Source organism: Tamlana crocina, assembly GCA_040429635.1.
Lineage (GTDB): Bacteria > Bacteroidota > Bacteroidia > Flavobacteriales > Flavobacteriaceae > Flavisericum > Flavisericum crocinum.
In genome coordinates, this window is the sequence record CP158972.1 from 2,204,833 (window position 1) to 2,224,526 (window position 19,694).

The 19,694-nt window shown below is 34.1% G+C and carries 19 protein-coding genes; 6 read left to right on the plus strand and 13 right to left on the minus strand.

The features are described from left to right. Positions 1–748 precede the first annotated feature (748 nt). From ABI125_09790 to ABI125_09800, 3 genes are all read left to right on the plus strand, one after another. Positions 749–1,867, plus strand: coding sequence for a metallophosphoesterase (locus ABI125_09790; protein XCF05015.1), 1,119 nt, complete (start codon positions 749–751; stop codon positions 1,865–1,867). Next, positions 1,864–5,436 (plus strand): hypothetical protein, encoded by a 3,573-nt coding sequence (locus ABI125_09795; protein XCF05016.1) that lies wholly within the window; start codon positions 1,864–1,866, stop codon positions 5,434–5,436. Before ABI125_09790 ends, ABI125_09795 begins: the two co-directional genes overlap by 4 nt. A gap of 449 nt (positions 5,437–5,885) precedes the next feature. Then, positions 5,886–6,785, plus strand: coding sequence for an EamA family transporter (locus ABI125_09800; GenBank protein XCF05017.1), 900 nt, complete (start codon positions 5,886–5,888; stop codon positions 6,783–6,785). A 317-nt stretch (positions 6,786–7,102) separates the two neighbouring features. Here the strand turns inward: ABI125_09800 and ABI125_09805 are convergent, their stop codons facing one another. The 4 genes from ABI125_09805 to ABI125_09820 form a co-directional block, all read right to left on the minus strand. Then, positions 7,103–7,507: a VOC family protein gene (locus ABI125_09805; protein ID XCF05018.1), complete on the minus strand. Its 405-nt coding sequence runs from the start codon at positions 7,505–7,507 to the stop codon at positions 7,103–7,105. Between the two features lie 36 nt (positions 7,508–7,543). After that, the gene (locus tag ABI125_09810) at positions 7,544–8,050 is read right to left on the minus strand and encodes a peroxiredoxin-like family protein (protein ID XCF05019.1); all 507 of its coding nucleotides are present in this window, start codon (positions 8,048–8,050) and stop codon (positions 7,544–7,546) included. 179 nt (positions 8,051–8,229) lie between these two features. Further along, on the minus strand, positions 8,230–8,895 hold the full coding sequence (locus ABI125_09815) for an FAD-binding oxidoreductase (protein XCF05020.1): 666 nt from the start codon (positions 8,893–8,895) through the stop codon (positions 8,230–8,232). Positions 8,896–8,940: 45 nt separating this feature from the next. Continuing rightward, positions 8,941–9,858 carry a mechanosensitive ion channel domain-containing protein gene (locus ABI125_09820; GenBank protein ID XCF05021.1) on the minus strand — a complete coding sequence of 306 codons (918 nt, stop codon included), beginning with the start codon at positions 9,856–9,858 and terminating at the stop codon, positions 8,941–8,943. Positions 9,859–10,033: 175 nt separating this feature from the next. Between ABI125_09820 and ABI125_09825 the strand changes: the two genes are divergently transcribed. Beyond that, entirely contained in the window at positions 10,034–10,339 is a 306-nt protein-coding gene (locus ABI125_09825; protein ID XCF05022.1) for an HPF/RaiA family ribosome-associated protein, read from the plus strand. A gap of 2 nt (positions 10,340–10,341) precedes the next feature. After that, positions 10,342–10,731, plus strand: coding sequence for a hypothetical protein (locus ABI125_09830; GenBank protein XCF05023.1), 390 nt, complete (start codon positions 10,342–10,344; stop codon positions 10,729–10,731). A gap of 71 nt (positions 10,732–10,802) precedes the next feature. Here the strand turns inward: ABI125_09830 and ABI125_09835 are convergent, their stop codons facing one another. The 4 genes from ABI125_09835 to ABI125_09850 all read right to left on the minus strand — a co-directional run bounded on the left by ABI125_09835 (position 10,803) and on the right by ABI125_09850 (position 13,059). Then, positions 10,803–11,003, minus strand: a complete 201-nt coding sequence (locus ABI125_09835; protein ID XCF05024.1) for a CsbD family protein — start codon at positions 11,001–11,003, stop codon at positions 10,803–10,805. A gap of 165 nt (positions 11,004–11,168) precedes the next feature. Next, the gene (locus tag ABI125_09840; GenBank protein ID XCF05025.1) at positions 11,169–11,597 is read right to left on the minus strand and encodes a peptidylprolyl isomerase; all 429 of its coding nucleotides are present in this window, start codon (positions 11,595–11,597) and stop codon (positions 11,169–11,171) included. A 158-nt stretch (positions 11,598–11,755) separates the two neighbouring features. After that, on the minus strand, positions 11,756–12,379 hold the full coding sequence (locus ABI125_09845) for a hypothetical protein (protein XCF05026.1): 624 nt from the start codon (positions 12,377–12,379) through the stop codon (positions 11,756–11,758). Between the two features lie 122 nt (positions 12,380–12,501). Beyond that, positions 12,502–13,059, minus strand: a complete 558-nt coding sequence (locus ABI125_09850) for a DUF4251 domain-containing protein (GenBank protein ID XCF05027.1) — start codon at positions 13,057–13,059, stop codon at positions 12,502–12,504. A 112-nt stretch (positions 13,060–13,171) separates the two neighbouring features. Between ABI125_09850 and ABI125_09855 the strand changes: the two genes are divergently transcribed. Next, on the plus strand, positions 13,172–13,996 hold the full coding sequence (locus ABI125_09855; protein ID XCF05028.1) for a DUF1853 family protein: 825 nt from the start codon (positions 13,172–13,174) through the stop codon (positions 13,994–13,996). Positions 13,997–14,042: 46 nt separating this feature from the next. On the opposite strand, the gene ABI125_09860 is transcribed toward ABI125_09855, so the two are convergent. The 5 genes from ABI125_09860 to ABI125_09880 form a co-directional block, all read right to left on the minus strand. Continuing rightward, positions 14,043–14,870 carry a dienelactone hydrolase family protein gene (locus ABI125_09860; GenBank protein XCF05029.1) on the minus strand — a complete coding sequence of 276 codons (828 nt, stop codon included), beginning with the start codon at positions 14,868–14,870 and terminating at the stop codon, positions 14,043–14,045. Between the two features lie 85 nt (positions 14,871–14,955). Further along, a complete protein-coding gene (locus ABI125_09865) occupies positions 14,956–16,002 on the minus strand; it encodes a glycosyltransferase family 9 protein (protein ID XCF05030.1) in 1,047 nt (348 codons plus the stop codon). Between the two features lie 235 nt (positions 16,003–16,237). Next, a complete protein-coding gene (locus tag ABI125_09870) occupies positions 16,238–17,083 on the minus strand; it encodes a DMT family transporter (GenBank protein ID XCF05031.1) in 846 nt (281 codons plus the stop codon). Further along, complete coding sequence (locus ABI125_09875) at positions 17,073–17,987, minus strand: EamA family transporter (GenBank protein XCF05032.1); 915 nt, start codon at positions 17,985–17,987, stop codon at positions 17,073–17,075. The genes ABI125_09870 and ABI125_09875 overlap by 11 nt, the downstream gene beginning before the upstream one ends. 89 nt (positions 17,988–18,076) lie before the next feature. Further along, positions 18,077–19,636 carry a DEAD/DEAH box helicase family protein gene (locus tag ABI125_09880; GenBank protein ID XCF05033.1) on the minus strand — a complete coding sequence of 520 codons (1,560 nt, stop codon included), beginning with the start codon at positions 19,634–19,636 and terminating at the stop codon, positions 18,077–18,079. Positions 19,637–19,694: the final 58 nt, after the last annotated feature.

The following is a 19,694-nucleotide window of genomic DNA, read 5'->3' on the forward strand; positions in this document are numbered from 1 at the left end:
GGAGTACAAAGATACTACAAGATCGGACTTCTGTAAAATACTATATTATATTTAATCTTATTTTAACAGTGGTAGTGGGGTTTTGTGATTTTATATTTTACATAATGTAAATTATAATTCAAATGTGTTTGTATAGCTGTTTATCTTAAATGTACATTTGATAGCTATAATTCTCTATTATGTAAAATATCCCAGAACGTGTAGAAATATGAATGAAACATTGTGCTTGGGTCATTAAACTTTTTTAAATTGTTACCACAATTTATTTTACACATAATTATCCATCGCTTGCCAACGCCATATAAAAGCTTCACTTTTTGCACTGTTTTAAAATTCGCGTATTTGTAAAAATTACGTCAAAAAAAATTTTACGCAATTCTCGTTAAGTTGCCACAAGAGTATAAAATTTCTCTGCGAGCAAATTTCTATACACTTGTTATATGTAGAACTTAAATTAAAGTTTTCTTTTTGTGCATTATCTTTTGCCTTGATGCAAAAGAAACAAAAAATCAAGGCTGCATATAATTTTGGAAACAATTAACGGCTCACTCCACTATATCTTAGGAAACATTTGAACTATTAAGACTATGTAGTAATATTATGTAAAATAGAAACATTTAAAAAACTGTATTGCTAAACCCCTAAAATATAGTCGTTACACTCGCCTATTGTTTTAGCCAAAATTTTATGATACCGAAAACCTTCTTAGTAAGTTAATTATTACTATTTTTAAGCTTCAATATTTCTTATGCAGATAGTCCATTTAACAGACATACATTTATCAGAAAAAAACTTTAAAGAATTCGAAAATAATTTTCGAAAAGCATTAATTAATGATTTGTCTAAATATCATTCTAAGAATAACCCTATTGAACTAATTGTAATTACTGGAGATTTGGTTGATTGTGGAGGTCATTCACTTTTGAAAATGCCAAGATTTAGTAGTACCTATACTAATCCTTTTAATATTTTTGATAAAGAATTTATTGAGCCTATCGCAGCAGCTTTAAATATAAAAAAGACTCAGTTTTTATTTATTCCTGGAAACCATGATATTAATGAAAATGATATTCTTTGGGTTAATGAAAAGAGTATGAAAAAGGACATAAATGAGTCTAATATAGATAAGTATCTGCATGATACAAGACATAATTTTAATTATAAAAACGAAAGATTAAGGTATTTCAAAGAATTTGAATTTGAGATTCATAAATCAACTCCAAATTATAAATTCTCTAACAATGAATCGACTTACTTACATGAATTAAAAAATGGATATAAAGTTGGTTTTATATTACTAAACGATTCGTGGAGATGTTCTACATGTGAATTAAAAGATGATACTCATAATTATCATTATTTTGGAGTAAATCAAATATATTCTGGACTGAAAAATCTTGACAGTATGGGATCAAATATAAATATTTGTTTACATCATCATTCAGTAGAGGATTTTAAAGAAAGAATTGAATTTGAAAGAATCCTAACTACAAAGAACATTGAACTACTCTTATATGGACACCATCATTCAAATGATTCGCAATTGCATTACAATGGAGTTGGTGGTTGTCTTGGGTTTAGAGGAAGAGCTACACTTAACAAGCCTGAAGATTCTGATTCTAAATATCAATCTGGTTATAAAGTTTTAGATATAAATTTTGGTTTAAATAAAGTTGAAAAAATCCATTACAGGAAATATGAATACGATCAGACAAAATTTGTCGCAGATGTTAGGTATGGAGATGATTTAGGTATTGATTGTAACGAAAGGCATGGTGGAAAGGGATACCCTTTTAGTTTACAAGAGACCTCACCTGCTTCATTTTTAAAGAGCTTAGATGAAGATAAATTTAAAAACTTCAAATGAATCACTACGAAAAAAGATATATAACACATTTTGGTGGAAACAATCTATCGTCTTTATTTGATGATGATGTTAGTGACTTGACTCTTCTGCAAAGTCTTAATAACAATTCAAAGATTGTACTACTTGGCAATCCTGGAATTGGAAAAACAACCGAGTTAAAAAATTTGTTTTCCGAATTATGGAAAGTGAAAGATTCTTCTGGAATTGTTCCGCTTTTTATTGATTTAAAATATTTCAGAAAAGGTGATAATTTTTATGATTTTATTCAGTTCAAAGAATGGAAAGAATTACCACAAGTTATTTTTATTTTAGATGGATTAGATGAAATAGTTGATATTCAAGATTTTATTTCAACTTTTGAAACCTTTATTCAAGACAATTCAGATATTAATATCAAATATGTAATTAGTTGTAGAACTAATATTTACGATAAATATTTAATACAAATAACAGACTTTGAAATCTATTTTTTGAAATCTCTAACCTTTGGTCAAGCTAAATCAATTTTGAAAAATAAATATGATATAGTTTTACCATTTCAATATAATAATGATGAATTTATTGACGCTTTAAATTCTCCGTTTTTTCTTGATTTATTTGCAGAATATTTTATTGAGAAAGGGAAATATCCAGAGTCTTATTCTGAGATTTGGGATTTATATATTAATCAAATCATTGATAGAGATAAAGAGAAGTTTAAAAAGCGAGGTATTATAAATAAGCATAGAATTATTCATTCACTTAAAACTGTTGCTGTTGTAAATGAAATTATGCAGAGAAACTTTACAACCGATGAAGATTTATATAAAATATTAAACGAAAACTATGAAGATTTAATTGAAAACTCTTTAATTGTTAAAGATAATGAAACTAAAAAGTGGAGTTTTATACATAGACAAATTCAAGAATATTTAGTTGCAAAATCTTTGATTGATATTAGCTTTAATGAAATTTTAGATTTTATTAAAATCGAAAACATTAATGCTATTCATCCTTCGATATTTAATTCTTTAGCTTTTACAATAGACCTATTAGACCCTCAGAAGGATATTTATAATCAATTAATTGATTGGTTAAAAAAGAATCAAGTTGATGTTTTGTTTAAATCGGATTCTAATAGATTTAATGATATATTAAAAGTTGATGTTTTTCAATCTTACTTTAGACAAGAGTGTATTGATAAAACATTATGGATTAATACTAACAAAACTTTTGAGGTTAAAGAGATAGCAGAATTTGGTAATAACAGAGATAATTTTCTATATCTAAAAAATATCATTTCGGATTCTTTATACCATTTTCGTGTAAGATATTCTGCTATTGAATTAATCACTTATTTTGACATTCCAATTGATTTAAAGAATGAATTTAAATCATTTTTATTATCACTTCTTAAACAAAAAGATATTGAGGCTGGAATTAAATCTCAAATAATAAAATGCATAATTTATCAGGAATTACATACTGACAAAATTTATTTTGACATGATTTTTAAGTCTCAACATAAAGAGACTAATAAAGAGGTAAATAGGAGTATATTAAGTTTGATTGAAACTCAATTAAACATCGATGAATATTACAGTTATATAAAAGAAGAATTTTTAAGAGCTCATAATTTACTCCCAAGAAGTGATTCAGATGAAGTAATTAGAGGGAATCGATATATTGTTGAAAGTCTAGTTTTAAAACTTCAAAATCCAAATAACTTTATTGAAATTGCAAAGTATTATTTTGATAGTAAAATTAATATTACTGACTATAATAATATAACTGAGCAATTTATTAATAAATGTATCTTCTTTATTAAGAATGACAATAACTTTTTAAATCAATTTTTAGATAGTGTAAAGAAAGAATTAAAGTATTTAGTTAGAGAGGACTTATTTTATAAAATAATAAAAGATAGTAACGAGGAACTAAAAACTATAGAACACCTCTTAAATAGAGACTCTTTTAAAGATACAAGTTATTTTATTGCTAAAATTGTTAATGAGGAATCCATCAATTTATTAGTTGAATTTATTCTTTCAAATACTATTGATATTAACGAAGTGGAAAGGTTTAGAAATTTTATAGGTAACATAAATTCGCGTAATGTTGCCAAAATTCTAAATGATAAATTGATTGACAATGGATTCGTTTTTAAAGAAGAAGTAGTAACCGAAGAGCAATCAATCGAAAGCAGGAAAAAATATAAACTTCAATTACAAGACAATATTGATATTCTTTTCAATTCTGAGCGATTCTTAGAAGAAATCAAAGAAGTATTTAGTATAAATGAAGAAATTGACAACCAAACTCTTCGAAAAATAGAAAATAAATGGTATGAAGAAAATGGGGCCTGGAATTTTATCAATTCTAAAATATCGTTTTTAAGCCATTTGTTATTTCAATATCGTTATCAAACAATAAACTTTACTATTGTTGAAAAAGCTTTAGATGATAAATCAATTGTTTTGTCAAAGTTACAATCATTAATAGAAAGATATAAAAGTTCTTTATGGGATTATAATCTGTCAGTTGAGCAAAAGAAACTAATAGAAGATTGGGTTAAAAATATTGCATCAAAAATCAATTTTAATGAAATAATAAAATTGCATTCAACAGGCTCATACTCGTATCACAAAGATTTTTTAAAACTAAAAACTGTATTTTATTTTAAACAATTATTAAACATAGTTTTGCCACAAAATTTTCTATTAGAAAGTATCAGATTTTTTGAATTAGATAAATCTAGTGAACCTGATGATAATTTTTTACAATTAAAAAAGGACATTAATAATGATGAAGTCTTTAACAATAAAATTGTAGAAAATATAAAGGAAGGGAATCTTTTTTCATTTTCACTTTCGAAACATATTGCCTATGCAATTCAGGAGAAGTTAGAATCTAGTTATATATATATTAGAGAATATTTTAAAGAAGGAGGAGATTCTATACATAATGAATCTCGCAAAATGGAAAGTTATGTTTTAGCGTCAGGAGATATCAATATTTTAAAAGAGGTCTGTGTTAATTCTGATAATTGGGTATATTGGTCCGCTATTGGAATATTAGTAAAAAATAATTGGGAAAAAGAATTTTGTATTAAAAGAGCGTTGGAATATCTTAAATCCAATGAAGATAAGTTTAAGTCAGATGCTTTAAACGTATTATTACAATTAAATGACGATAACGCTATTGATTATTTAATAAAGTTTCTAAAAGACAACTCATTATCATCTTTAAGGTTTTTAAACAATAAGAACTTTTATAATATTAAAAATTATGAAAATTTAGATTCATTGTATTTCATTTTTTATTCAGAAAATATTGACCGTATTGACTCTCATTTTGCTCGTTCATTTTACGATAATTTAATTTTGAGTCTTATTGAAAAAGAAGATGATAGTTTTAGTGAGATTATGAAAATTTTGAACAAAATTAGGGAACAAATCAAAAAGGATAAATCTGATTTGTTTTATATTAATCTATTAATTAATGATGTACAAAATGCTTATATTAATTCAAATTCTAAACCGTTTGAGTTAAAGAAAGCAATAATAAAAGCAAATAAAATATTAAATTGACAACTCTCTAGCCATTCCACACACATTATGCTTCCCTCCTATACTTCGACTTCGCTCAGCACAGGTTAATTGCATAATAAGTGTTCCATTAACATTGCAAAGAAAGTTTTGGGCATACTACAATTTACTTATCCTTCCTTTTATGTTTTTTCCAAAATATATACAACAATATGACTAATATGGGTAAAACAATAAATACTATTATTTCAAAGGGATTTGAAAAGTCTAAGGGCTTGTTATTGTCCGGGTTTGGGATATCTGTAGGTATTTGAAGCACAAATAACAATTTGAATATAAAAAGCATACTTTTTAGTTTTTAATTATGGTTTAAATGATACTTAAAATTAGTGATTTTTTATGGCGCGGTGTTGCGTTTTTTAGAGGATTAAAAAATTAACCTCAGGTACCCATGCCCAAACCCACATAAATACTTATTTTCGCGCCCGATTATGTGGATGTATTTAGGGCTTTTGGCCGCACTTTTTTTAGGATTGCACAATTTGTGCAAAAAACATGCCGTACAGGGTAACGAGGTGTATCCGGTATTGTTTGGTACGGTGTCGAGTGGTTTTGTGTTTTTAGCTGTATTTTATTTATGGGCAATGGTTTATCCCGAGTATGCCGCGGCGCATGGGTTGCAGTTTCAGGATATCGGTTGGCAAACACATGGCTATATTTTTATTAAGTCGGCCATCATGGCTTGTTCGTGGGTGTTGGCCTATGTCGCCTTAAAACATTTGCCTATTACTATTGTAACGCCCATTCGGTCTGCTGGACCGTTTTTTACCTTTATTGGCGCCATGCTTATTTATCAAGAGCGCCCTAACCTACTGCAATGGCTTGGGTTTTTCCTGATTATTTTTTCCATGATTTTGTATTCCAAAATAGGAAAAAAAGAAGGCATCATCTTTAAAAATAACCGTTGGATTTTAGCCATAGTGGTCGCTACGTTTTTGGGTGCCAGTAGCGGACTCTACGATAAGTTTTTAATACAAAGTTTAAGTCTAAACCCGCAAACCCTACAGTTTTGGTTCTGTTTTTACACCGTGTTTATTTTGCTGGTTATTTTGAGTATTACTTTTTTTCCGAAGCCCGAAAAACGCAAGGCATTTAAATTCAGGTGGAGTATTATTGCCGTTGGTGTTTTGTTACAGGCCGCGGACTATTTCTACTTTAAAGCGCTGCAAGACCCCGAGGCTTTAATTATGTTGCTTTCGGCCATTAAGCGGAGTCAGATTTTAATTGCCGTAGTTGTAGGTGGTTTGGTGTTTAAGGAACACAATAAGCGTAAAAAATTGGTGCCGCTGTGTGGCATAATGCTGGGGGTGTTTTTGATTTTGTATTCTTAAAACTTAGCGACAACCGAAAAACCGTCATTACGAAGGAAGTATGACTGAAGTAATCTGTTTATTCAGAGTTCCATTCATGAGATTGCTTCACTTGGTTCGCAATGACGGAAGCTTTATGTTTTCGTTTTAATTCGAAATAATCAATCAAACGTCATTACGAGGGAAGTATGACTGAAGTAATCTGTTAATTTAGGGTTTCCTTTTCATGAGATTGCTTCACTTTGTTCGCAATGACGGAAATCTCTGTTTTTTTCGTTTTATAACAATAGTAAAAAAGCAAGGTTCTAGACCTTGCTTTTTTAAATGAGAACTCGTTGTTAATCTTTTTTGTAATTGACCATCCAACTGATATTGAATTGGTCTGAACATCTACCATAGCAGGCATTCCAGGGCATATCCTGAAACGCTGTATGAACTTTACCTTTCTCACTAAGTTTTGTAAATATATCCTTAGCTTTCTCTTTCGAATCGACGTCTATGCTCACGCTTATATTTGAACCATTGGTGAGTGGTGTATCTGGTGAGGCGTCATAAGCCATCAAATGAAAACCACTTCCCTTCAATTCTGCATGTTGAAGTTTTTTCCGGTAATGCTCTGGAATATCCGTCTGAACATCCTCATAGGTTTGTTCATTAATAATATTGCCCCCTAAAATAGATTTATAATGCTCTAGGGCATTTTTACAGTCGCCATTAAATGCTAAATATGGTTGTACTCTCATGTCTTTACTTTTTTAATTGTTAGTTACTTTTCTTTACTATGCTTCTCCTCTTGCAGGGTAGTCTTCTTTTAAAATATAGTCAACTCCTCTAAGCACATCATTGAAATCAGGCCTTCCAAAAGGCATGGATTGTATCGATTGCCAGTAAACGGTATGTTCTGGCGTCAAAAGAAAAAGCCCAGGTTCCGCAAAGTGATTTGGCTCATCATTAATGCCTTTAGAAATGAACAATCCCCAATTTTTGGCCTCGTCAATAGGCAAGCCATATCCAATAGGAATATCGGAAATATTCCATTCTTGGTACGTAGTCTTGGCTGCGGATTCTGTATCTGTACTGATGGCGATGATGTTAATACCACGATCCTTAAACTTGGATAGCTTTGCTTGAAGTTCTTCTAGCTGTTTTTTGCATATCGGGCAATGCTGACCTCGATAAAATAAAATCAAGTTAAAATGCTCCGGATTTTGCTCTCTGAGCGTCCAAGTGGTATCGTTCACTAATTTTATTGATAATTCAGGTGCTGTTTCTCTAGGTTTTATCATGTATATTTAATTTTATTTTTAATATACAATCTCCATCCTGAATGTATTGACGCTAATCGTTCATAAATTGACTTGAATGGTTTTCATTGATATCTTTCTGTGAACTCATGGGTTTTAAATAGGTCTGCTTCAACACACTTGAATATGAAGTCTATAGTAATCAAATGAAGAACTCACATTTATTCCTCAACCACCAAATGCGATTTTGGTAATCCCATTTTGTAAAGATTGGCTTCCACGGATTCCATCATGGGTGGTGGCCCACAGAGGTACACGGGTTTACTGACTTCGAGATTGTGTTTTTCCAAAAAAGCTTTATCTATAAATCCGTGGGCATAATCGCTGTGTTCTTCTTCCGAAAGAATTAAGTGTAGGTCGTTGCCCAACCAAGCTTCTAAATTGTTTTTGTAAATGATGTCCCGTTCTTCGTTATTACTAAAAAATAGTTGGTTGCCTTGTAATTTCCCCTTTTGCTTTAAATCTTTCAGTATGGCAATAAAAGGGGTGACCCCTGCTCCACCGGCAATAAACGCGCCTTTTCCCTTGTATTGAATAGCGCCCCAAGCATCACCGATTAATAATTGGTCGCCCACCTGTAATTTTTCAAGCTGCTCGGTAACGCCGTTGTGTGACGGGTAGACCTTTATGGTAAATTCCAATTCTTTGTCCACAGGTAAATTGGTAAAGGTAAATGGTCGTTTTTTATCGGCCCAACCGGGTTTGTCGATAGACAGTTCCGTGGCTTGCCCTGGTGTAAATTGATAGCCTTTGGGCTTATCGGTTACCAAATGCAGAACGTTGTGGTTAACATGTTCTATTTTTCGGAGTGTGACTTTATGTTCCATGATTTTGTTTTTTTATAATTTGAATAGTGAGTTTAGCTAAATTTATTATTCTGTTTGTTCATCCGGAGAATCGGTAAGTACACGTAATGGAATGTCTTCTTCGTTTCCGTAAAGTTTCAACTCTTTAATATCGGCAGGCAGGTTGAAGCCTTCTTTTTCGAGGGTTTCTTTAATCTGTCTCATCAAGTTTCCGCGGACTACGATTGCCGATTTTCGGTAATCGAACGTATCCACCCAAAAGAAAATTTTGAGATTAACGGTACTGGCAGCCAATTCGTCTTCGTAAACAAAATTTTCGTGTTCGTCGTCATTCACGATGTAGTCGTTTTTATCCAATATTTGCTGAATAATGTTTTTGGCACTTTCAATGTCATCTTCATAGCCTATGCCAACAACAAATTCATTTCTAAAGAAACCATCTGCAGTATAATTTTCTACTGGTTTGGTCAATACATCGCTGTTAGGAACGTAAATATCGCGACCATCGAACGATTTCATGTGCATATATCGAAAATTCAGTCCTTTTATTTTACCAAAAAACTCATCCACCTTAACCGTGTCGTTGACGTTAAACGGACGATTGAAAGCCAGGATAATACCAGCCAAAAAGTTTTTTCCAATATCCTGAAAGGCAAAACCTAAAATAATGGCCGCCCCACCAGCAGCAGTAAGTATTCCTGTAGCCACACCGTTCAAGCCCGCTACCCGAAGTGCCAACAATACTGCAATTACGATTAAAACCAATTTAATGGCTTGAGCTAAAAATTTAGCCATTAGAGGATCTTCGGCTTTCTTTAAAATTCGTTTCTTATATAAATTGGTGAGTAATTGGGCGATTAGAATCCCCAAAATAATCACAAAAATACCCAAGGCTATTCTTGGCAAAACTTCAATAAAACTTTCGTAATAATTGCTTATGGATTTAGTAATGGTTTCGGCAGTAGATTGTAAAACTAAGAGCATGGTACAGAATTTTTGTTCAACTTTTATAAAAATAAAACTTCTTTTCCTCCTCTTTTAACTTAAAAGCGGTAAAGACTATTCCAAATGATATTTGGAGCAAAACAGGACATATTGGTAGCGAATAAGTCAACTGATTTTATGGGTTCTGGTTAACTTTGAGTAAAACCATAAAATTATGAACCATATTATATTTGAATACCACGACGTGGCGGCAAGTGAGACTTTGGAAAACCACACCAGAAAACGTTTGGAAAGCATTTTTACCAACTTTGAATTTGTAAACCGTGCCGATGTGTTTTTTAAGGCCGAAAACACAACTTCAGATGAAACAGGAAAGAAATGTGGCATCAGGCTAAGTGCACCTGGGCCAAGATTGTTTGCTGAAGCTTCACATGGTAATTTTAAAGACGCTGTAAATGAATCGGTCACTGAATTGACTAGACAGCTTAAAAAGCGTAAAGAGAAAATGAAAACACATTAATCATGGGAGTATTTAGTGACGACAGCAGAGAAATTACCTGTGTGTACAATAGTGAAAATTACACCGATGTACAGACTTTGGCTTATTTACAAGCCTCTAAAAAGAGTCTATTGGAGATTGATATTTCCAAACAGCAGCTTACCGGTACGCAATGGGCAGAATTGTGTTCGCGTTTAGGTGTGACATTACAGGATATTATTAATGAAGATGAAGTTGAAGGCGATGTTTCCAGTTTTGACAACGACGATTGTATTACCATTTTACGAGAAAACCCAAAAGCACTGAATGGAGCCATTGTATTTACCCGGCACAAGGCCAAGCAGATAAAAAATCCTTCAACCGCTTTAAGCTTTATTGATAGTGATACGGGAAATGTTTCTCGAAATCCTTGAATGACATTTTATTTTAAAACTAAAAAATCCCGTAAAAACGGGATTTTTCTTTATCAAATGACTAATGGAGATTAGTATTTTAGGTTATCTAAAAACTCGTTTACGCGTTGTTTGGATTCACCTGTACGTTTTTGAATTTTTCCTAATAGTTCATCTTCCTTACCTTCTTTATAATCTAAATCATCATCGGTAAGTTCTCCCCATTTCTGTTTCAATTTTCCTTTGGCAATATTCCAATTGCCTTTAGCTTTATCTTGCCATGGTTTGCTCATAATATTATAATTTTAAGGTTAAACAAATTATTCTTGTTTTGTATTTTAAAATTACTGAACATCAATGGTTTGCTTTGTTTCAATCCATTCAAATATTGGCTCAAAAATAAAAAAGCGCTCCAATTAAATTGGAGCACTTTTTTATTAATAATATGTGTTTGCTAATTACTTAATAGCAATCAATTCCAGTTCAAAAACCAAATCCTGTCCGGCCAATGGATGGTTGGCGTCTACAACAATATGGTCGTCGTTTACTTCGGCAATTCTAAACTGTTGTTCACCACCGTCTGGCCTAGAGCCTACAAGCCCCATCCCTACTTCAGGTTTAATGCTTTCTGGAAGATCGGCAGTTGGTACTTTTTGAAACAATTGCTCGTGTACTTCGCCATAGGCTTCTTCTTTAGCAATGGTTACGGTTTTCTTTTCACTTACGGCCATGTCTACCAAAGCTTTTTCAAAACCAGGGATAAGTTGCCCTTGTCCCAATTGAACTTGCAATGGTTCTCTTTCCAAGGAGCTATCAAATACCTGTCCGTTTGTTAATTTTCCAGTGTAATGCACCTCGATGGTATCATTTGCCTTTACTTTACTCATAATATCTTTTTAAATTTAAAAATTAGCACAAAGGTATGATTCATAAAATGGTTGAAAGAATAAAACAGCAATTCTTTTGAAAATGAATTCTTTGGACATAAAAAACGCCAAGGCGATTTACCTTGGCGATTTTAGTTTAGTAAAGTTGGTTATATTTTTTAATATTCCGCTTGCTCCTTGCCCAGAACAATATCGCGTTGGGCAACGAATAACCCTTCTTTTTTATCAAGTTTCAGAATACGGTTAGGATTGGTAGCTTCAATTTTTTCGCGACAAGAACCTTTTAACAGCGGATCGTTATCAAAAACAAAACTTTCAACGGCATATTCCGGTTTTCCGGGTTCTTTTAAAATGGGCAATATTTGGCGCAGTTCACTGCCGTAAATATAAGATCCGGGCACAAAGGTGTAAAAAGTATATTTACCATCGGCATTGGTTCTTATCCACCCGCGGTGGTGTACGTAACGTTTTTTGTTTTCACGTTTTAACTCGAAATTACCGTCTTCATCAGCTTGGTGTATAAACAACAACACATTTTTTGCTGGTGTAATGCCATCGTTTTTATAAATAGTTCCCGTGATTTTTAGCTTAGTACTGCGCGATGCGAAATCGGGAATGGTATCGACATTGTTTAATTGTTTTTCGGAATAATCGTAAATAGGACTCCTTTTTTTATAATTGGAGGGAATGGCTTCCAAATTTTCAGCAGTTTCCTGAGCATTAGTCATTTGAAAACCACTTAAAAAGCCAACTAAAATAACGAATGTGAATATTTTTTTCATGGGGCTAAAACATTTAATTCATTCAAAACTAAACAACTACCCCATTTGATTTAAATAAAATCGTTTGAAAACTCCTTTTTCACGATGAATAGATAAAATGCACATTTTGAATAATACGTAAATTATTCATTTTCGCTCTCGGTGATAGCTTGCGCATTTCCCGAATATCGGATGGGGAAACGTCCCGTCCCATTTAGTGCCATATCACTTTTTAAGTTAGGCGAAACAGTTATAAACACCTGAAAATTCTCGTTGTTGCTTTTGGCATTAAAAGAGATATTGTAACCCTGTTTTTTGTTTTTTTCTACTTTAAAATCCTCCATCAAGCCTTTAAATTCAATGGCACTATCCATGCCGCCATAATTAATTTGCATTTGGCGTTCACCATAATATGGCAAATACGAGGTGACACTATCGCCTTCAATTTTTAAGAAATTGTGATTGCCCACCAAACTGATATTGGCAGCATTATTTCCGGGTAATAAAAGTCCGGAATTAGCCACTTGCTGCATGGCCATGGTGGCTTGCGGATAGGCCCAATCGGACTCAATAATTATTTGCTTGTTGTTTACAAATTGTTCCAATTTAGCCAGTTCGGCTTCTGTGGGTGCGTTTTTGGAAGAACCGCAGGATAATAGTAACAAAAAAAGGGTGGCAATTATAAAGATGTTTGCTTTCATGATTCCAATCTTTATCTGTAAATTACAAAATGTGTTCCTTTTTTAGGGTAAAAACGCTCAAATTTGATAAAATATTAACGCATCAATAGAAATTCGTGTATTTTCGTTTGCTATGGATTTAAAACGGAAGCAAACTCAACTTCAGTTGCAAGGTTTTTTGAATACGCCCTTACTTTGGAAAGCTGATGCCGTTTTGGGTTTGAAACAGTTTCAGATTCAAAACCAAAACCAAAACACATTTATTTTTAACGGCACTTTACCGGAAAATTTACGTTTGGGTAAACGGGTGGAACGCTTTGTAAGTGCCGAATTGAGTCGAAATGATGACATAGAAGTCTGTTGTGAAAACATCCAAATCCAAAAAGATAAAATCACTTTGGGTGAAATAGACTGTATTTTAAAACAGTACAATCGCCCAATTCACTTGGAAATTGTTTACAAATTTTACTTGTACGATGCACGTGAGGGTCACGATGAAATTGAACGTTGGATTGGCCCCAACCGCAGGGATTCGCTTATAAAAAAACTCAGTAAGCTAAAAGAAAAACAACTGCCCCTACTCTACAACAATTATACCTTGCCCGTTTTAGAACGGTTAAATATCGATGTTAAAACCGTCGAGCAACAAGTTTATTTTAAAGCCCAATTGTTTTTGCCTTTTGAAAGTAAAGACATTCCGTTTAAAAAGATTAATCGGGATTGTGTAAAAGGATTTTACATTAGGTTTTATGAAATTGAAACCTTTTCTGCATGTAAATTCTATATTCCCAGCAAACATAATTGGCTTATAGAACCCGTTGCTGGCGTAAATTGGTTAAACTATAATTCATTTTACGAAAAAAAGGAGGCATTAATTACTGAAAAAATAGCATCCATGTGTTGGATAAAATGGCCTAACGGCGAAATAAAAAAGTGCTTTGTAGTTTGGTGGGATTAAACCCTAAACTACAAAGCACTTATTGAAACGATTTTACTTTTATAGACTAAAAGGTTTCATCCAATAAATCTTTTAAGGCCTGCCATGATTGGGCATCGGCCTCAGCATTATATTTTAATGGCAGATTGAATTTTTCGCCCAAAGCATCGGCTCCTTTACTGGTAAAAGCATGTTGTGCTTCAGGAAATTCAATATACTCGTAATCGGCATTAATACTATCCATTGCTGCTTTAAAGGCATCTACTGTTTCCTGTGGAATGAATGGGTCGGCACCACCATTGGCTACCAAAACCTTAGCTTTTAATTTGTCGTTGGGCATTACGGGGAGTTTTACACCACTATGAAATGCGGCAACGGCATCCAAATCCTTTCCAGTATTGGCCATGGTAAGCGCCATACTGCCACCAAAACAATAACCAATGGCTGCAATTTGTGAAGCATCTACCGAGGGATGGTTCTTTAACACCTCTAAAGCTGCATCGAAGCGCGCCGTAGCCAAAGGAACGTTATTACGAACCACTCCCGAAAATTTACCAGCATCTTCGGGGTGCGCTGCCTCTTTGCCATTTCCGTACATATCAATAGCCATGGCGGTATATCCCAATTCGGCCAACATATCGGCACGTTCGCGAACATAATCGTTATGGCCCCACCATTCGTGGATTACGATTATACCCGGGCGTTTTTCGGCTGTATTTTTATTATGCACCAAATAGCCTTTCATAGTAATGGAATCTGTGCTGTATTCCACTTCTTTGGCTTCCAATTCAATCGTTTCGGTTAGGGTTTTCTCTGTGTCTGAAGATTTTTGTTTGTCCTTGCAGGAGGCAAAAACAAGCACGGCCATTACGGCCACTAAAAACAAGTTTTTCATTTTTAAAATGCTTTAAGATTGGTTTTAACTTTGTAGTTAACTTAAGATATTTTAAAGAGTTATGAAAATAATTATGGGTAAAATTCTATTTGAGAATTTTGTCGATAGCTCGAATCCAATCTTCGATGTTGGTCTCGTTAGTATTCAATGGTAAACTACCATTGCCATAAGGTCCATAAACATTCGGATTGGTGTACGAGAAAAAGCCCACCGTTGGTGTTAAAGATGCGCTGGCCAAATGCATTACGCCATTATCGGCAGCAATAAAAATAGATGTGTTTTTAATGATGGCGCCCATTTCGCGAATATCCTTGCTGTAAAAATGGGGCGCCTTAAAATTGATTTTTGAAATGTTCTCTATAGGAAGCATTTCAATGATATTATAGTCGGGGTATTCTTTTAAAAGTCGACTGTAAAATGTATTCCACCAAGTTTCAGAATAGCATTTGTGTCCCGTGGCATTGGTATAAATGCAGATGGTTTTTTTATCGTTTTTGATAATACCGTCTAAAATGGATTTTCCGTTGGCTATTTCTTCCTCATTCAGTTTAATATTGAGAACCGGAAGCGGTTTTTCATTTTTTTGTAAGCCGATTATATTCAAGAAATACCGCAGATTGTATATGGGATATTTTGAAATGTGTTCGTAATCGCTATGTTTTTTGGTAATTTCCTCGTGTACATCACCAAAAACCTTTAATCGGCCTCTGGACAATTGGGTGAGCAAACGGCCCGAAGACGAATCTTTATCACCGTTAATCACTAAATCATATCGTTTTGCCTTTATTTTGAACCAAACGGCAATGTATTTCAACAGATTATTGAATGGTTTTTTTGGCAATTTTATGATTTGCATTACATGGCCATAATTCTGAAAAACAGGATGTGCCACACCGCCTTTAACGAACAAATCGATTTCGCAATCAGGAAAAGTTTCAATCACTTCCTGAACAATGGGCGTTAATAGCAATTGATTGCCCAAGCGGTGGTTTGGGCGTACAATCAACACTTTTTTAACGTCTTCTTGTTTAACTGAACCTTTTTCGGGTTCTGTATAAGAACTCCCCACGCCTTTGGTAAGCTTGTGCATTACTCGTCTCCTAAAACTATTTACGCGCGCAGAAAATCCCATATCCTGATAAATTCAAATTAAAATCGGGCAAAAATACAAATCCCTTAAATGTTGGGCAAAATAAATGTTTTGTAATGGAGCTTCTCGCAAAGTCGCTAAGGCGCAAAACTTTCTGTTTGAAATTGAAAAAGAAAATATTGCTGACTATAAATGAAAGCACGAATTGCCAAATCTCTCACAAAGCTAAATCTATTTTGAACTTGAAACCTGAAACTTGAAACCTGAAACTAAAAAATCACCGCTTAAATTTCGATTTGTACCAAACGTTCAGCACCATTCCAACGATAATTAATGAAATACCTAGTAAACTCCAAAATGTATAGATTTCGTTGAAAAGCGTAATTCCCAAAATAGTGGTAAAAATCACTTCCACATATTTTATAGGGGCCACGACATTTGTTGTTGCTGTTTGGAATGCTTTAGTCATAAACACTTGACCGAAGTAGCCAAAAACACCTAAACTAAATAGAAATATCCATTCCCAGCCTTGAGGGGTTACCCAATTACCAATGGATAATAAACCGCCCATAACAGTAGCAATAACCATAAAATAATTAACAATAACCACCGGATGCTCGCTATTACCAATTTTACTGATAATCACATAAACCAAACCGCTTAAAACTGACGCCATTAAAATAAGTGCCAGTCCATAGGTGTTTATCTCTGTGTCCAAACCTTTTAGTACTAAAACCCCAATAAACGAAACGCAAAAAAACGCCCATTGCCAGGGGCGTACTCTTTCGCGTAATAAGAACACGGCAAAAATAGCGGCAAAAATGGGTGCTATGTAACGTAACGATACGGCTGTACCTACCGTTAAGTATTTTACCGACATAAAAAAGAATAGCATAGATGTTGCTCCCGTTATCGAGCGCATAATCAGTAGGAAATTATTTTTACCGATGATGGGGATTTTGTTTTTGATTAAAAATCCGAAAGTAAAGAACAACGACCCCAGCGATCTAAAGAACACGATTTGATACGAGCTTACTTCGCTTAAATGTTTTACCGTGGCATTCATGCAAGCAAAAGCCACGGTACTGATCAACATGTATTTTATCCCTTTTTTAACGTCCAATGCCTCTGGGTTTTACCACGCGGTTGGTGTTGATAAAATAAACGCCCGTTAGCAGAACGATAGCAGCGATTATCGATTGAAATGTAATGGTTTCATCTAAAATATACCAACCCAAAATGAGGGCGATTATAGGGTTTACGTAAGTGTTGGTCGCTACTTTTTCGGGCGATACTTCTTTCAATAAATAGTTGAAGGCAGTAAAAGCAATTATGCTTCCAAAAACTATTAAAAGTAACATAGCCCATTGTACATCGACACTCCAAGTGTTGGGTAAGGACCAAGTTTCGCCAAAACACAAGCTCGCCATAGCCAACATGGTTCCGCCGGACAACATTTGATAGCCCGTATTCACAAAATAATTGGACGGCAAATTGGCTTTGCCAACAAATAAACTTCCATAAGCCCAACTGACCATACAGGTGAAAATCATGAGCATGCCAATAATTTGTCCGTCTTGGCTAATAAGCTGTTTTTGGCTTACCAAAAGGTAAATCCCTATAAAACCCAAAACAACACCAATGTAGGCCATCGTTGCGATTTTTTTTCCTTGGAGGAAACGCATCAGCAAAAGGACGATTAAAGGTTGCGCCGAAATTTCAAGCGCGGCAAAACCACTATCAACAAATTTAAGCGCCCAAACCACTACCCCATTTCCGAAGGTCAAGAATAAAAAACCGGCAATTACCGTGTTTTTAAACTGCTCTTTGGTGATAGAAATATTCACCTTTAAAAGTTTAGCGATTATAAAAATGATGGCACCTGCAAAAATGAACCGGATAGCAGCCAATTTAAACGGCGGCAGTTCTGAAACCGCAATTTTATTGAGCAAGTAAGTAGAACCCCAGATCACATAGATAGCAAAAAAGGCCAGTACAATACTGAATGTTTTACGAGTTGCCCCCATGAAAAATGAAACTTATTTTTAAAAATGAAAGGCAAATATACGCCTTATTTTAGGGCTAATTCTCGTTAGTAATAAATGTTTACCGGAATTTAATCTTCTGGCGGATAACCGTGTATTTCCTCAAATACTTCATCAAAGTTTGAACGCAAATATGAGTTGAGCTTCTTTCGGTAATCGCCCTTTAACCATTCCACAAAATTGTAGGTGCTTTTACTGATACATTTGGTGTATCGGCCAATCCTGAAATCGATATCGTCTCCCAACATTTTAGCCAGCCCCAAAGCATCGTAAACATCTTCGCTATTTTCAATACAGATTTTTGCGTGTTGCTCGATGGAACGTTCTAAAACCACTTTTGAGGATTCACCGTTTCTAATGGAATCGACATAAGTTTTTTGGATATCGAAGTACACTTCCTTCGATTTTGAAAATTCGGCACGCAATTCGTCCGGCATTTCATATCTGAAATTGCTTTCCAGTTCGTCATCACTTAAAATGGAATCCAAATAATAATTGGGCGATTTAAAAATACGCTGCCAATCTAAATTATCGCCCCAAGGTCCAAATCTGTGGAAGTTATTCCCTAAATCAATAACGGTAAACGATGTTTTATCTTTAAAAATACGCGACCCACGACCAATCATTTGGTAATATAAAGTCAACGATTTTGTTGCTCGGTTTAAGATGATACTTTCAACCGACGGCTCATCGAACCCTGTGGTTAAAATACTTACCGAAGTTAAAATGGCACCCGGTGTTTTCTTGAACCACTTTAAGATCATGGCGCGCTCTTTTTTTGTGTTGGTATTGTCTAAATGCGCAATGGGGTATCCTGCCCTTCTGAACGTGTCATAAACGTGCAATGAGGTGTTAATACCGTTATTGAAAATAAGGGTCTTTTTTCCTTTTGAGCGTTCTTCATAAGCCTGCATCAATTTAGAAAGCATGTCGTCGGCCGTATAAAGATCTTCTGAAGATTTTACGGTATAATCACCGTTGGCACCCACAACCAGAGAAGTTAATCCCACATTATAGGTAAACATTTCGGCACGGGCCAAAAAGCCGTTCTCAATAAGTGATTCTATACTTTCACCAACAATCAATTCATCGTAATTATCGGTCATTGGCAATTCAATGCTAGAACTTAACGGTGTTGCGGTAACTCCTAAAATAAACGATTGGCTAAAGAACTTAAACAGTTTAGTAAACGAGTTGTAATGCGCCTCATCAATAATCACTAAACCAATATCCGAAATATCGAGTTTATCGTCGTTCAATCGGTTATTTAAGGTTTCCACCATGGCCACAAAACAGCTGTAATCGGCTTGGTCGTCAAGGTTTGCCTTGCTATCAACCACTTTATTAAGTACACCGAACTCAGTAAGCATGTTCGAGGTTTGCTTGCACAATTCAATACGGTGCGTCATTACCAACACCTTCTTTTTATGGTGCTTCAGGTATTGCCTAACGATTTCGGAAAAAATAACCGTTTTTCCGCCACCAGTTGGCAATTGATAAAGTAGATGATAATCGTCTCGCGATTCTTCAAATGCAGTAAAAATCTTGTCTATCGCCCCTTTTTGGTAACTGTATAATTTTTTGCCTTCCGACCGTTCTTCTAATTCTAATTGTGCTTTTGTAACCGACATACCTTAAATTTTGCAACGTGCAAAAATAACATCTTTATAGGGTTTATCAAGTAAGTTG

Excerpts from the sequence above, each read along its gene's own strand:
- ABI125_09790 (XCF05015.1), top strand. The coding sequence starts at position 749 with ATGCAGATAGTCCATTTAACAGACATACATTTATCAGAAAAAAACTTT.
- ABI125_09845 (XCF05026.1), bottom strand. The coding sequence starts at position 12,379 with ATGAAAAAAATATTCACATTCGTTATTTTAGTTGGCTTTTTAAGTGGT.
- ABI125_09840 (XCF05025.1), bottom strand. The coding sequence starts at position 11,597 with ATGAGTAAAGTAAAGGCAAATGATACCATCGAGGTGCATTACACTGGA.
- ABI125_09860 (XCF05029.1), bottom strand. The coding sequence starts at position 14,870 with ATGAAAAACTTGTTTTTAGTGGCCGTAATGGCCGTGCTTGTTTTTGCC.
- ABI125_09815 (XCF05020.1), bottom strand. The coding sequence starts at position 8,895 with ATGGAACATAAAGTCACACTCCGAAAAATAGAACATGTTAACCACAAC.
- ABI125_09830 (XCF05023.1), top strand. The coding sequence starts at position 10,342 with ATGGGAGTATTTAGTGACGACAGCAGAGAAATTACCTGTGTGTACAAT.
- ABI125_09875 (XCF05032.1), bottom strand. The coding sequence starts at position 17,987 with ATGGGGGCAACTCGTAAAACATTCAGTATTGTACTGGCCTTTTTTGCT.
- ABI125_09865 (XCF05030.1), bottom strand. The coding sequence starts at position 16,002 with ATGGGATTTTCTGCGCGCGTAAATAGTTTTAGGAGACGAGTAATGCAC.
- ABI125_09880 (XCF05033.1), bottom strand. The coding sequence starts at position 19,636 with ATGTCGGTTACAAAAGCACAATTAGAATTAGAAGAACGGTCGGAAGGC.
- ABI125_09795 (XCF05016.1), top strand. The coding sequence starts at position 1,864 with ATGAATCACTACGAAAAAAGATATATAACACATTTTGGTGGAAACAAT.
- ABI125_09810 (XCF05019.1), bottom strand. The coding sequence starts at position 8,050 with ATGATAAAACCTAGAGAAACAGCACCTGAATTATCAATAAAATTAGTG.
- ABI125_09800 (XCF05017.1), top strand. The coding sequence starts at position 5,886 with ATGTGGATGTATTTAGGGCTTTTGGCCGCACTTTTTTTAGGATTGCAC.
- ABI125_09825 (XCF05022.1), top strand. The coding sequence starts at position 10,034 with ATGAACCATATTATATTTGAATACCACGACGTGGCGGCAAGTGAGACT.
- ABI125_09855 (XCF05028.1), top strand. The coding sequence starts at position 13,172 with ATGGATTTAAAACGGAAGCAAACTCAACTTCAGTTGCAAGGTTTTTTG.
- ABI125_09820 (XCF05021.1), bottom strand. The coding sequence starts at position 9,858 with ATGCTCTTAGTTTTACAATCTACTGCCGAAACCATTACTAAATCCATA.
- ABI125_09835 (XCF05024.1), bottom strand. The coding sequence starts at position 11,003 with ATGAGCAAACCATGGCAAGATAAAGCTAAAGGCAATTGGAATATTGCC.
- ABI125_09850 (XCF05027.1), bottom strand. The coding sequence starts at position 13,059 with ATGAAAGCAAACATCTTTATAATTGCCACCCTTTTTTTGTTACTATTA.
- ABI125_09805 (XCF05018.1), bottom strand. The coding sequence starts at position 7,507 with ATGAGAGTACAACCATATTTAGCATTTAATGGCGACTGTAAAAATGCC.